Origin of the sequence: Pseudomonas sp. PDM09, assembly GCF_014852305.1 — a bacterium.
Lineage (GTDB): Bacteria > Pseudomonadota > Gammaproteobacteria > Pseudomonadales > Pseudomonadaceae > Aquipseudomonas.
Genome location: NZ_JACVBI010000001.1, coordinates 641,021 through 654,260, shown reverse-complemented (window position 1 = coordinate 654,260; position 13,240 = coordinate 641,021). Strand labels below are relative to the sequence as shown.

9 protein-coding genes are annotated in these 13,240 nt (G+C 60.3%); 4 read left to right on the top strand and 5 right to left on the bottom strand.

The genetic code is table 11. From position 1 onward, the window contains the following. Window position 1 precedes the first annotated feature (1 nt). Entirely contained in the window at window positions 2–3,343 is a 3,342-nt protein-coding gene (treS, locus tag IB250_RS02920) for a maltose alpha-D-glucosyltransferase (protein ID WP_192342893.1), read from the bottom strand. A gap of 152 nt (window positions 3,344–3,495) precedes the next feature. Next, window positions 3,496–5,493 (bottom strand): alpha-1,4-glucan--maltose-1-phosphate maltosyltransferase, encoded by a 1,998-nt coding sequence (locus IB250_RS02915; RefSeq protein ID WP_192342892.1) that lies wholly within the window; start codon window positions 5,491–5,493, stop codon window positions 3,496–3,498. A gap of 216 nt (window positions 5,494–5,709) precedes the next feature. Between IB250_RS02915 and IB250_RS02910 the strand changes: the two genes are divergently transcribed. After that, window positions 5,710–5,895, top strand: a complete 186-nt coding sequence (locus tag IB250_RS02910) for a hypothetical protein (protein ID WP_192342891.1) — start codon at window positions 5,710–5,712, stop codon at window positions 5,893–5,895. On the opposite strand, the gene IB250_RS02905 is transcribed toward IB250_RS02910, so the two are convergent. Beyond that, on the bottom strand, window positions 5,896–6,402 hold the full coding sequence (locus tag IB250_RS02905) for an MgtC/SapB family protein (protein ID WP_192342890.1): 507 nt from the start codon (window positions 6,400–6,402) through the stop codon (window positions 5,896–5,898). It lies immediately after the preceding gene. 129 nt (window positions 6,403–6,531) lie between these two features. On the opposite strand from IB250_RS02905, the gene IB250_RS02900 reads away from it, so the two are divergent. The 3 genes from IB250_RS02900 (at window position 6,532) to mapR (ending at window position 9,940) form a co-directional block, all read left to right on the top strand. Then, window positions 6,532–6,765: a DUF3203 family protein gene (locus IB250_RS02900; RefSeq protein ID WP_123496866.1), complete on the top strand. Its 234-nt coding sequence runs from the start codon at window positions 6,532–6,534 to the stop codon at window positions 6,763–6,765. Window positions 6,766–6,960: 195 nt separating this feature from the next. Next, a complete protein-coding gene (gene ccoG, locus IB250_RS02895) occupies window positions 6,961–8,391 on the top strand; it encodes a cytochrome c oxidase accessory protein CcoG (RefSeq protein ID WP_192342889.1) in 1,431 nt (476 codons plus the stop codon). Between the two features lie 139 nt (window positions 8,392–8,530). Then, complete coding sequence (gene mapR / locus IB250_RS02890; protein ID WP_008069156.1) at window positions 8,531–9,940, top strand: GntR family transcriptional regulator MpaR; 1,410 nt, start codon at window positions 8,531–8,533, stop codon at window positions 9,938–9,940. A 153-nt stretch (window positions 9,941–10,093) separates the two neighbouring features. Here mapR and IB250_RS02885 read toward each other — a convergent pair whose 3' ends face one another. Then, window positions 10,094–10,840, bottom strand: a complete 747-nt coding sequence (locus IB250_RS02885) for an SDR family oxidoreductase (protein ID WP_008069154.1) — start codon at window positions 10,838–10,840, stop codon at window positions 10,094–10,096. 178 nt (window positions 10,841–11,018) lie between these two features. Beyond that, window positions 11,019–13,100, bottom strand: coding sequence for a putative bifunctional diguanylate cyclase/phosphodiesterase (locus IB250_RS02880; RefSeq protein WP_192342888.1), 2,082 nt, complete (start codon window positions 13,098–13,100; stop codon window positions 11,019–11,021). Window positions 13,101–13,240 lie beyond the last annotated feature (140 nt).

Below are 13,240 nucleotides of genomic sequence, written 5' to 3'. Positions count from 1 at the left end.
ACTACTCTCCACCAAGATCGGAAAAGGGTTTGAGCCCACTCAATAACCCGTACAGACCGTGCAACGGCACGGGCAGCCAGGTGGGGCGATTTTCAGCCTCATAGGCCACTTCATAAGCCGCCTTCTCCAGACCGAACAACGCCAGCGCGGCGTCCTCGCCTTCAGGATCTTGCCATGCATGAGCAAGACTAGCTGCCGCCAGCCGATAAGCGTCGACAAATGCTTGCCGCGCCTCTTTCAGATAACGATCGGCGACCCGTTGACGCGCCGCTTGGGCGTCGGCAGTGTTATCGACGTTGTGCACGTTGATCGTCATCGCCGCCGCATAATCGAAGGAGCGCAACACGCCGCTGACATCTTTATAAGGGCTGTGTTTGCCTCGGCGCTCATGCAGCGGCCGCGCCGGCTCGCCCTCGAAATCGATCAGGTAGGCATCGCCCTTGATCACCAGCACCTGCCCCAGGTGCAAGTCGCCATGGACGCGAATGCGCAGGCCACCAGCAGCCTTTTTACCCAGCTCCTGGACATGGCTGAGGATGGCTTTTTTGTTGTCCAGCAAGCGACTGACCAATGCCTGGTCCGCCGCGCTCAGTTCAGTTTGATGCTGCTTGAGCAGCTTCAGGGCATGTTCCAGTTGCGCCGTCACGTCCTTGGCCGAGGCCAGGGCATCTTTCTGGGTAGTGATTTGTGGCGCGAAGTCCGGGTTGGTGCTCGGGGCCGCCAACACCTGATGCATTTCCCCCAGGCGCTGGCCGAGCATGCCGGCAAAATCCTTCAACTCGCCGAGGGCGTTGTAGTGCTGCTCCTGTTCGGACATAGCATCAGCGAGTTCGTCGCGAAGTGCCCGTTCGAGGTTGTTCTGGGTCCACTCCCACGCGTCGCCCTGATTGCTCAAGTAGCCTTGGGCGATCATCAACAACGTGTCCTCGCCCGCCGCATCGCGACGAATCACCGCGCCCAGCAGCGGCGAAATATTCTGGAAACCGGCATGGGTCAAGTACGCACTCATTTCCAGCTCCGGGTGCACGCCTGACGCGACCTTGCGGATCAATTTCAGCACCAGGCTGCTACCAATCACCACCGAACTGTTGGATTGCTCGGCGGACAGGTACCGCACCTCCGACTCGGCCGTCAGGCCAAGCCTGTTCAGTTCGTCGGTCGGCTCGAAACGGATCTCGCCACCGTCCGACGGCAACACCATGCCAGCCTGCATGCTCTGCAACACGGCATGAACAAAGCTGTCGAGGCTGAAGGCATCGGTGATCAAACCGACCTGACGCCCGCGCCGGACCCGGGCCAGTGCCAATTGCTGCGGCAACGCCGCGCCGACCTGTTCCTCGGAGATAAAACCGAATGGCAACTGGTAACGGCTGGTCTGACCGCCGCTGGTGACGTCGATCTCACCCAGCAGCACGGGATGCTGCGGGTCGCCGAAACGCACGCCGTAAGCGAGGTTGACGTTGTCGATGATGCCGTCCTTGCCGGCGTACCAGCGGCGGTTCTGCAACCAGCTCGGCAGAATGCCCTGCTCCAGGGTGTGGCGGGATGGCGCTTCGAGCAGCTCTTCCATGCGTTTCTTCAGCACCAGAGTGGTGAAGTCCGGCAGGCTTTGCGCCGGCTCCACGTGCCAGCTCGGCATTTGGTTTTCCGCCGCCAGCCCGAACCAATAGAAGCCATAAGGCGCCAGCGTCAGCAGGAAATTCAACTGGCCGATGGGCGGGAACGCATTGCCGCCGAGCATCTCCACCGGAACCATGCCGACATAAGCCGACAGATCCAGCTCCGCCGCCTGCGCGCTGCGGGACACGTTGGCCACACACAGAATAATCTCGTGCTTGCCGTCAGGGCCGGTGAATTCGCGGGTATACGCCAGGATCCGTCGATTGCTCGGTGAGAGCATCTTCAGCGTCCCACGACCGAAGGCCTTGGACTGCTTGCGCACCGCGAGCAGGCGTCGGTTCCAGTTCAATAACGAATGAGGGTCACCGGCCTGGGTTTCGACGTTGACCGACAGGTAGCCATAGAGCGGATCCATGATCGGCGGCAGCACCAGGCTGGCCGGGTCGGCGCGGGAGAAACCGCCATTACGGTCGATCGACCATTGCATCGGCGTGCGCACACCGTCGCGGTCGCCGAGGTAGATGTTATCGCCCATGCCGATTTCATCGCCGTAATACAGGGTCGGCGTGCCAGGCATCGACAGCAGCAAACTGTTGAGCAATTCCACGCGGCGACGATCACGTTCCATCAACGGCGCCAGACGCCGGCGAATCCCCAGATTGATCCGCGCCCGACGGTCGGCGGCGTAGTAATTCCACAGGTAATCGCGCTCCCGGTCGGTGACCATTTCCAGGGTCAGCTCATCGTGGTTGCGCAGGAAAATCGCCCACTGGCAATTGGCGGGAATTTCCGGGGTCTGGCGCAGAATGTCGGTGATCGGGAAACGATCTTCCTGGGCCAGCGCCATGTACATGCGCGGCATCAACGGGAAGTGAAAGGCCATGTGGCATTCGTCGCCGTTCTGGCCGTCGGCAGAGGTGTTGCCAAAGTACAGCTGAGTGTCTTCCGGCCACTGATTGGCCTCGGCCAGCAGCATGCGATCGGGGTAATTGGCGTCGATTTCGGCGCGGATCTGCTTGAGGACGTCGTGGGTCTCGGGCAGGTTTTCATTGTTGGTGCCGTCGCGCTCGATCAGGTACGGGATCGCGTCCAGCCGCAGACCGTCGATGCCCATGTCGAGCCAGTAACGCATCACCGATAGCACCGCTTTCATCACTTGCGGGTTGTCGAAGTTCAGGTCCGGCTGATGGGAATAGAAACGGTGCCAGAAGTACTGACCGGCGACCGGGTCCCAGGTCCAGTTGGACTTTTCGGTGTCGAGAAAAATGATGCGGGTTCCGTCGTATTTCTGATCGTCATCGGACCAGACATAGAAGTCGCGGGCCGCCGAACCGGGCTTGGCCTTGCGCGCGCGCTGGAACCACGCGTGCTGGTCCGAGGTGTGGTTGATGACCAGTTCGGTAATCACCCGCAGGCCGCGTTTATGGGCCTCGGCAATGAAACGCTTGGCATCGGCCATGGTGCCGTAGTCAGGATGCACGCCACGGTATTCGGCGATGTCATAGCCATCGTCGCGTCGTGGCGAGGGGTAGAACGGCAACAGCCAGATGGTGTTGACGCCCAGATCGGCAATGTAATCGAGTTTGGCTATAAGGCCGGGAAAGTCGCCGATCCCGTCGTTGTTGGAGTCGAAAAAAGACTTAACGTGAACCTGGTAGATCACCGCATCCTTGTACCAGAGCGGGTCTTTGATAAAGGTGGCTGACCTGGGTTTCTTCGCCATTTGTAACTCCTGTTGATACTAGAGAACGCCTTGGCCTGGATCGTTCCCACGCTCTGCGTGGGAATGCATCCAGTGACGCTCTGCGTCACAGCGGCGGACGCAGAGCGTCCAGGGCGGCATTCCCACGCAGAGCGTGGGAACGATCATGACGGTCAAGAAGTAGTAATCCTCCAAATCCCGAACGGCAGATGCCACGGTTCGATCCGCATGAACTGGTACTTGCCGTGCCAGGTCCAGCGGTGGCCGTTCATCAAGTCTTCGCCCTGAGTGACGGCATCATCGGGCAGGCCCATCTCCCACAGCGGCAATTCGAAGTTTGCCTCCTGGGCGTGATGCGGATCGAGGCTGACCGCCACCAGAATGAAATTGCTGCCGTCGACGCTGCGTTTGCCGAAGTACAAAATATTGTCGTTCCACGCGTTGTAGACCTTCAGACCCAAGTGCGTGTGCAACGCCGGGTTCTGCCGGCGGATGCGGTTAAGCTGGGCGATTTCGGCAATGATGTTGCCCGGCGCATTGAAGTCTCGTGGGCGGATTTCGTACTTCTCGGAATTGAGGTATTCCTCCCGGCCCGGTACCGGCGCCGCTTCACATAGCTCAAACCCCGAATACATGCCCCACAGCCCGGAACCCATGGTCGCCAGTGCGGCACGGATGAGAAAACCGGCGCGCCCGGATTCATGCAGGAACGCCGGGTTGATGTCCGGCGTGTTGACGAAAAAATTCGGCCGGTAGCATTCACGCCACGGCGACTCATTGAGTTCGGTGAAGTAGGTCGCCAGCTCGGTCTTGGTGTTGCGCCAGGTGAAATAGGTATAGCTCTGGGAGTAACCGACCTTGCCCAAACGCGCCATCATCGCCGGGGTGGTAAAGGCTTCGGCCAGGAAAATCACATCGGGGTACAGCGCCCGCACATCGGCGATCATCCATTGCCAGAACGGCAACGGCTTGGTGTGAGGGTTATCGACGCGAAACAGCTTCACGCCCTCCTCGACCCAACCCACCACAATGTCACGCAGTTCGATCCACAGGCCGGGAATTGCGTCCACGGCATAGAAATCGACGTTGACGATGTCCTGGTATTTCTTCGGCGGGTTCTCGGCGTATTTGATCGTGCCGTCCGGCCGCCAATTGAACCAGCCCGGATGCTGTTTGAGCCACGGATGGTCCTGGGAACACTGAATCGCAAAGTCGAGGGCGACTTCCAGCCCGTGCTCGGCGGCGGCCGCGACGAGCCGGCGAAAATCTTCGCGAGTACCCAGTTCCGAGTGAATCGCCTCATGCCCACCCTCTTCGCTGCCAATAGCGTAGGGGCTACCCGGGTCGTCCGGGCCGGCGATCAACGAATTGTTCGGGCCTTTGCGGTAGCTGCGGCCGATCGGGTGGATCGGCGTGAAGTACAGCACGTCGAAGCCCATGTCCTGGATCATCGCCAGCCGCGAATGCACGTCGTTGAAGGTGCCATGGCGGGCCGGATCGTCGGTGATCGAGCGCGGAAACAGTTCATACCAACTGGCGAACTGTGCCAGCTCTCGCTCCACGTCCACCGGGTATTCAGGGCTCAGGCTCAGGAAGGGACGATGGTCAGCCTGGGCCATCAAGTCCGCGCTGCGTTGGTGCAGAAACAAGGCGACCTGCTCGGTTTCGAGCAGACCGGACAGCTCATGGTGCAACGCCGCCAGTTGTTCACTGAGCGGGCCTTCAGAGCGTTCGGCTGCCTGTTGGACGTGGGTGCGCCCTTCCTGCAACTCCAGGCTGACTGAGACGCCGGCGTCGTGCTTTTTTTTCAGCTCATAACAAAAGCTGGCGAACTGATCGATCCAGGCTTCGAGGCAGAACACATAACGCCCCTGCTTGTTGACACGAAACTGGCCCTGCCAGCCGTTATTGCCCAGCTCGGCCATCACCTCGCTCTGCCAGTCTTCGTCGCCGTCGGCACGCCAGCGGATGCGCACGGCCAGTTTGTCGTGACCGTCGGCAAACACTTTGCTGGTCACCACCACGTCCTGATCAATCACGGCTTTAACGGCGAATTGCCCGCCATCGAGGGTCGGCATGGTGTTTTCGATCACGATCCGCGGTAGCAGTAACGCCTGCGACAGCGGTATATGCGGGTTGTAGCTCAACTCTGTGGGTTTCTCAGCGGTCATCGAGCATCTCTCCTTAACGCCCCAAGGACGCTCTTGTGCCTGGTCGTCGTTCACACGAAGCGATCTGCCCCGACATGAACTCACTTAAGTTCCGAACAGCAGGCGTCGGTAAAAGTTCAGAGGGATTTGCCAAGTCTTTCGGGGAATCAAATTCCCTGTGTACGGGTCAACCAACTTAAGCACGACTCACGCCATCTGCCACTGGAGACTGTATCGATGAGTATTCCAATCCCGGCCGAGACACCCGATCCGAACATTGATGAGCCGACGGTACCGCCGATACAGCCAACACCGCCGACCGAGCCCGCCCCCGTCCCCGAACAGGAACCGCCGGGCACCAACCCGCCACCGCGCGAAGAGCCACCGACTGTTCAGCCACCGGAAATCGTCACCCCTGAGTGATCAGTCGCGCGGGGGGCGTTCCTTTTCCAGCTGGCGCACCACGACCGGCATCACACCGAGAATCACCAACGCCAGCAACGTACTGAGCACCGCCGTCGCCTCGCGGCCCATTCCGGCCGAAACACCAATGGCCGCCGTCATCCACAAACCGGCGGCGGTGGTCAGGCCTTTGACATGGCCCTCATCGCCATCAGTGTTTTTCAGGATAGTCCCGGCGCCGAGAAAGCCGATGCCGGCGATCACGCCCTGCACCACCCGGCTCATGGCGTCGGCCTGGGATCCTGACATCTGCGGCACCAGCACAAACAATGCCGCGCCGAGCGCCACCAGCATGTGGGTGCGAACCCCGGCAGCCTTGCCCTTCTGTTCACGTTCGAAACCGAGAATGCCACCCAGCAAGGCCGCCATCAGCAAACGCACGGTAATGCGCGTCAGTTGTGAAGCATCGCCAATGTCGGCGAACTCCGCTTGCAGCGTCACCCAAACCTCGTGCCACCAAGCGTCCATGGCGCAGTCCTTGTGAAGATTTAATGACTCGATAGAGGATGGACCGCCACCACCATTAATCGGTTGCACAGAACGATGACCGGCGGATGCGTCCTAACACTTCAGAATCCGCCGAAAAAGGACGCCTCCATGACCGTGCGCATCGAAAACCAGACCTGCTTCTTCATCACCCAAAACGGCGAAGAAATCCGTCTTTGCCCCGACGTGACCATCATCACCGACGGGGAAAAATCCATGTCGGCGGTCGACCTCGACGGCCAGCGCATCTACATCACCGAAGCAGAAGCCGATGCATTGACCGTAGCAGGCGCAGTGGACAGTCGCCGACATCTGAAGGCCACGGACAGTGATTCGGTGATTTGACTGACCCGCATCAACACACCCCACAAACAACTGGCATAGGTGTTTGTGGCCAACCATTGCGGGTGCATCAAGTTGTCGCAGGCGGGTGCGGACAACTCATCTGATCCGCTTTTTATTGCTTTAGCTGAGTCTGTTATGCAAACAGATCGCTGGTCATAGTGCTCAGGCCTGATGGAGGCTGATGAGCGAAAGACCATGAGCGATAGAATCCCCGTCCGAACCGTTGAAAATGCCTCATTTTTAAAAAGCAATGAACCTTTGCGTCCAAAGATAAAGGCCAAATCCAGCGACAACCTGATCCATACCCGCAGCTTCACGGGTGTGTTCCGCACCCTGCGCATGAGTGGCGCGGGGGTTCTGTTTCTGCTGTTCTTCGGTACGGTGTGGCTGAACTGGGGCGGTCGCCAGGCAGTGCTCTGGGATCTTTCCGAAAGCAAATTTCACATCTTCGGCGCGACCTTCTGGCCACAGGATTTCATTCTGCTTTCGGCGCTGCTGATCATCGCTGCGTTCGGCCTGTTTGCGATCACCGTGTTCGCCGGCAGGGTCTGGTGCGGTTACACCTGCCCGCAGAGTTCCTGGACCTGGATCTTCATGTGGTGCGAGAAAATCACCGAAGGCGAGCGCAACCAACGGATCAAGCTGCAAGCCGCCCCCTGGGGCCTGAACAAACTGATCCGCCGCTCGGCCAAACACACCCTGTGGCTGGCGATCAGCCTGCTCACCGGCCTGACCTTTGTCGGCTACTTCACGCCGATCCGTCCGCTGGCCGAAGAACTGCTGACCTTGCAAATCGGCGGGGTCAGCCTGTTTTGGGTGCTGTTCTTTACCGGGGCTACTTACATCAATGCCGGTTGGTTGCGCGAAGCAGTGTGCATGCACATGTGTCCGTATGCGCGGTTCCAGAGCGTGATGTTCGACAAGGACACCCTGACCATTTCCTACGACGTGGCCCGCGGCGAAAACCGTGGCCCGCGCAAACGTGACGTCAAACCCACCGAGGTCGGGCTGGGTGATTGCATCGATTGCCAATTGTGCGTGCAGGTCTGCCCGACCGGCATCGACATTCGCGACGGTTTGCAGATGGAATGCATCGGTTGCGCCGCGTGCATCGACGCCTGCGATTCGATCATGGACAAAATGGGCTACGCCCGTGGGCTGATCAGCTACACCTCGGAGCATGAACTGCAGGGCGGCAAAACCCACCTTCTGAGGCCGCGACTGATCGGTTATACCGCCGTGCTACTGGTAATGATCGGCGCCCTCGCCCTGGCGCTGGTGGAACGGCCAATGGTGTCGCTGGACGTGAGCAAGGACCGTGGCCTGTTCCGCGAGAACAGTGAAGGCCAGATCGAAAACATCTACAGCTTGAAGGTCATCAACAAGACCCAGCAACGTCAGGATTATCGATTGACGCTGGTCGATGGCGATGGCTTCCAGCTGCAAGGCAAGACCGAACTGAGCCTGGCACCGGGCGAGATTGTGGATGTGCCGGTGTCGGTGGCGATGACCACGGAACGGCCGAGCAGCAGTTCGCAGACGATCAGTTTCAAGATTGTCGACAGTGATGAGCCGGACATCTATAGCGTGGCCAAGAGCCGGTTTGTTGCGCCGATGAACCGTTGAGCCATTAAGATGCAATCCTTTGTCAGATGCGGTCCTCTGTCAGATGCGATCCTCTGTCAGATGCGATCCTCTGTGGCGAGGGAGCAAGCTCCCTCGCCACAAAAGGGCACCACATGAATAACTTCAAACCGGGCACTCGATGAAACGCTACGAAAAATTCGCCGACGACATCGCTGAACTGATCCGCTCCGGCGTCCTCGGTCCCGGCCAGCGGGTGCCGTCGGTGCGCTACGCCAGCCAGACTTACGGGGTCAGCCCGTCCACGGTGTTCCAGGCCTATTACCTGCTTGAGCGCCGTGGCCTGATCCGCGCCCGGCCGCGCTCCGGTTACTTCGTCAATACCCATGCACCGAGCCCGTTTTCGGAGCCGGTGATCAGCAGCCAGGTCAACGAATCCACCGAAGTCGACGTCAGCGAACTGGTGTTCTCGGTGCTGGACTCGATCAAGGATCCGAACACCGTGCCCTTCGGCTCGGCCTTCCCCAGCCCCACGCTGTTCCCGCTGCAGCGGTTGTCCCGCTCACTGGCCAGCGCCGCCCGGGAAATGGACCCGCGCATGGTGGTCACTGACATGTCGCCTGGCAACCCGCAACTGCGTCGGCAAATAGCCCTGCGCTACATGGTCGGCGGGCTGATGTTGCCCATGGAAGAATTGCTGATCACCAACGGCGCCCTCGAAGCCCTGAACCTGTGCCTGCAAGCGGTCACCGAACCCGGCGATCTGGTGGCCATCGAAGCCCCGGCGTTCTACGCCAGCCTGCAAGTGCTGGAACGGCTGAAGCTCAAAGCGGTGGAAATTCCGGTGCACCCGCGCGATGGCATTGACCTTGGTGTGCTGGCCCAGACCCTGGAACGGCATCCGATCAAAGCCTGTTGGTGCATGACCAGTTTCCAGAACCCGATGGGCGCGACCATGCCCGAGGCGAAGAAGCAGGAACTCGTGGAGTTGTTGCGCAGTCACCAGGTGCCGCTGATCGAGGACGACGTCTACGCCGAGCTCTACTATGGGCAACAGGCGCCAAAACCGGCCAAGGCTTTCGATACTGAGGGTCTGGTGATGCACTGCGGTTCGTTCGCCAAGAGCCTGGCCCCCGGTTATCGCATCGGCTGGGTCGCGGCCGGGCGTTATGCGCAGAAGATCGAGCGCCTGAAGCTGATGACCTCACTCTGCGCCTCGATGCCCGCCCAGGCCGCCATCGCCGATTACCTGCAACACGGCGGCTACGACCGGCACCTGCGCAAACTGCGCTACGCCCTGGAAGAACAGCAAAGCGCCATGCTCGCCGCCATCGCCCGCTACTTCCCGGCCCAGACGCGCGTCAGTCAGCCGGCGGGAGGGTACTTTCTGTGGCTGGAGCTGCCGCCGCAGATGGATTCGTTGAAGTTGTTTCAGATGGCGCTTGCGCAAGGGATCAGCATCGCCCCGGGGCCGATCTTTTCACCGACCCAGCGGTTCAGGAATTGTATTCGGTTGAATTACGGCAGCCCGTGGACTGAGGATTCAGAGAAGGCGATGGAGACGTTGGGGCGGATTGTGCGGTCGTTCTGAGGGTTTGATGTTGTCTGGGCTATCGCCTTCGCGAGCAAGCCCGCTCCCACAGGGGTTCGGTGGTGTTCACAAATTTGGTGTGTAGACACCGTCCCCCTGTGGGAGCGGGCTTGCTCGCGAAGAGGCCAGAACAGACAAAGCAAATCCTGAGGATTAACGCCCACCACCCAGATCGACGAACGTCCCGGTCGCATAAGAAGCCTTATCCGACAACAACCACACTATCGCCTCCGCCACTTCATCCGGCCGCCCACCCCGGGCCATCGGGATTGCCGACTCCAGCTTGCTGACCCGGTCCGGATCGCCGCTCAGTGCATGGAAATCGGTGTAGATGTAACCCGGCCGCACGGCGTTGACGCGAATACCCTCGCCCGCCACTTCCTTGGACAAACCGATGGTGAAGGTGTCCAGCGCGCCTTTGGACGCTGCGTAGTCGACATATTCGCTGGGGGCGCCCAAGCGGGCAGCGACCGACGACACGTTGACGATGCTGCCGCCCTGACCGCCATGTTTGGGTGACATGCGCAGGATCGCGTGTTTGGCGCAGAGGATCGGCGCCAGGACGTTGGTCTTGAGGATTTTCAGAATACGGAATTCGGACATTTCGTCGATCCGCGACTTTTGCCCGACAGTGCCGGCGTTGTTCACCAGCGCCGTGACCCGACCGAGTTCGGTATCTACGCGGTGGAACAGGCCGATCACCTCGTCTTCGATGCTGACATCGGCGCGTACCGCAATGGCTTGGGCACCGAGTGCGCGGACTTGTTCCAGCACACTGTGCGCCGCCTGTTCGTCGGACTGATAGTTGATACAGATCCGATAGCCCTGCTCTGCGGCCAACAGGGCCGTGGCGGCGCCAATTCCGCGGCTGCCGCCGGTGATGACGATGACTTTGTCCATGCTGGCATTCCCCCGTTTCAAGCGTAAGCAGTCGGGGCCAAGAATAACCGCCATTGCGCGGTTTTGCATGGGTTGTGTGGCGGCTGTTCAGACACCTTCGCGGGCAAGCCTCGATCCTACGGATTGATGGTGATCTGTAGGAGCGAGGCTTGCCCGCGAAGAACGATAACGCGGTCCCTCAGCCCGCCGCCAATTGCTCCCCACGGTGAATATCGGCCATGAAGCGATCGGCCGGCAGCGGATGCCCCAGCAGGTAACCCTGCAACGAGTCGCAGCCCAATTGGGTCAGGAAATCTTGCTGGACACCGGTTTCAACCCCTTCGGCGACAATCCGCAAGCCCAGCGCCTGGCCGAGGGCGACGATGGCCGAGACGATGGCCGCGTCGTCGCTGTCGTGTTCCAGATCGCGGACGAAACCCCGGTCGATCTTCAGTTCATTGGCCGGCAGGCGCTTGAGGTACATCAAGCTCGAATAGCCGGTACCAAAGTCATCGATAGACAGGTCGACGCCCATCTCCGAGAGTTCCTGCAGCACCGTCATGCTCGCGTCGGCATCGCTCATGGCGGTGGTTTCGGTGATTTCCAGGGTCAGGCTGTTGGCCGGCAAATGATGAGTGGCCAGGGCCTTGGCGACGCTCTGGACCAACCCGGCATGGCAGAACTGCAAGGCCGAGAGGTTCACCGCGATGCGCCAGTCGGTGTAACCGAGCACGTACCACTCGCGCATCTGACGGCAGGCTTCATTGAGCACCCACTCGCCGATCGGAATGATCAGCCCGGTCTTCTCCGCAAGGTCGATGAAGCTGTCCGGCTGAAGCATGCCCTGGGTCGGGTGTTCCCAGCGCAGCAACGCCTCGGCACCCACCGGTCGGCCATGGCCGGCGTCGAACTTGGGCTGGTAATAGAGGCTGAATTGCTGCTGATCCAGGGCGTTGCGCAAGTCCTGAAGCAATTGCAGCTGTTTGCGCGCGTTGCTGTTCATCGAGGCGTCGAAGAAGCTGTGGCCGTTTTTCCCGGCACCCTTGGCGTGGTACATCGCCGCGTCGGCGTTCATCAGCAACTCCTCGGCAGTCTGACCGTTGCCCGGATAGAGCGCGATGCCGACGCTGGCGGAAATCTGCAAGTCATGCTCCGCGACCCGGAACGAGCGCGCGATCAGCCCCACCTGTCGCGCCGCCAGGTTCAGCGCGTCATTGGGCTCGGCGAGTTGCACCAGCAACACAAATTCATCGCCGCCGATCCGCGCCAGGGTGTCCTGGCTACGCAAATCTTCACGCAAGCGCAGGCCGACCTCACGCAGCAACTGGTCGCCCATGTGGTGCCCAAAAGCATCGTTGACCGGTTTGAAACCATCCAGATCAATGAACATCAACGCAAAACAGCCACCCTGCTCCTGCACCCTCGACATCGCCTGATCGATACGGTCGGCCAGCAACACTCGGTTCGGCAGCCCGGTCAGGGTGTCGTGCAGCGCCAATTGGGTGAGTTCGCGATTGGCCTCGGTCAGCGAGTGGGCCAGGTCCGCGGTGCGAGCCTCCAGGCGTGCATCGAGGATCGAGGTCAGCAAGGCAATGCTCAATACGGCAAGGGTGGTGATCAGAACAAGATTGTCCAGGCCCTCGCCGTTCAGGCCATCGGCCGCCGCGCCACAGAAACTGCCGTCGGCAAAGCGTGCCGCGGCCATGCCGGTGTAGTGCATGCCGACGATGGCGATGCCCATGATCACCGCAGCACCGCCGCGGATCAGGCGAACATAGGGCGCATGCCGACGCAGGCGGAAAGCGATCCACAATGCCGCGCCCGACGCGACGACGGCAATCAGCAATGAGGCGCTAAACAGTGCAGGGTCGTAATCGATACCCGGCTGCATGCGCATGGCGGCCATGCCGGTGTAATGCATCGCACTGATGCCAGCGCCCATCACCAGCGCGCCGAACGCCAGTTGCCAGGCTGGCAGTTGTGGCTGGCTGACCAACCACAAGGCAAAACCGCAGGACAGAACCGCAATCAATAGGGACAGCGCCGTAAGGGAAACGTCATAGCCCAGGTCGATCGGCAATGTGAATGCGAGCATGCCGATGAAATGCATCGACCACACGCCAACCCCCATTGCAAAAGCGCCGCCCGCCGTCCACAGATGCACCGCCCGGCCTGTGGCCGTGGCGATGCGACCGGTGAGGTCGAGCGCGGTATAAGAGGCAAGTATCGCCACACAAAGCGATATGAAAACCAGCGTAAGGGAATAACTACCAATGAGCATGGGACTTCTCGCGACCGCCCCCGCCGTGGTGCATTCATTCTCGGGGAGCAAAGTCGGCGATTGTACTGATTCCGCGGACGAACGCACTCACAAAGTCATCAAAAGGCCATCAAGGTGATGAAGCATTTGTATGACTGCTG

What these genes read in the sequence shown, in the direction of transcription:
- treS (WP_192342893.1), bottom strand. Translation starts at nt 3,343, where the DNA reads ATGGCGAAGAAACCCAGGTCAGCCACCTTTATCAAAGACCCGCTCTGG.
- IB250_RS02915 (WP_192342892.1), bottom strand. Translation starts at nt 5,493, where the DNA reads ATGACCGCTGAGAAACCCACAGAGTTGAGCTACAACCCGCATATACCG.
- IB250_RS02910 (WP_192342891.1), top strand. Translation starts at nt 5,710, where the DNA reads ATGAGTATTCCAATCCCGGCCGAGACACCCGATCCGAACATTGATGAG.
- IB250_RS02905 (WP_192342890.1), bottom strand. Translation starts at nt 6,402, where the DNA reads ATGGACGCTTGGTGGCACGAGGTTTGGGTGACGCTGCAAGCGGAGTTC.
- IB250_RS02900 (WP_123496866.1), top strand. Translation starts at nt 6,532, where the DNA reads ATGACCGTGCGCATCGAAAACCAGACCTGCTTCTTCATCACCCAAAAC.
- ccoG (WP_192342889.1), top strand. Translation starts at nt 6,961, where the DNA reads ATGAGCGATAGAATCCCCGTCCGAACCGTTGAAAATGCCTCATTTTTA.
- mapR (WP_008069156.1), top strand. Translation starts at nt 8,531, where the DNA reads ATGAAACGCTACGAAAAATTCGCCGACGACATCGCTGAACTGATCCGC.
- IB250_RS02885 (WP_008069154.1), bottom strand. Translation starts at nt 10,840, where the DNA reads ATGGACAAAGTCATCGTCATCACCGGCGGCAGCCGCGGAATTGGCGCC.
- IB250_RS02880 (WP_192342888.1), bottom strand. Translation starts at nt 13,100, where the DNA reads ATGCTCATTGGTAGTTATTCCCTTACGCTGGTTTTCATATCGCTTTGT.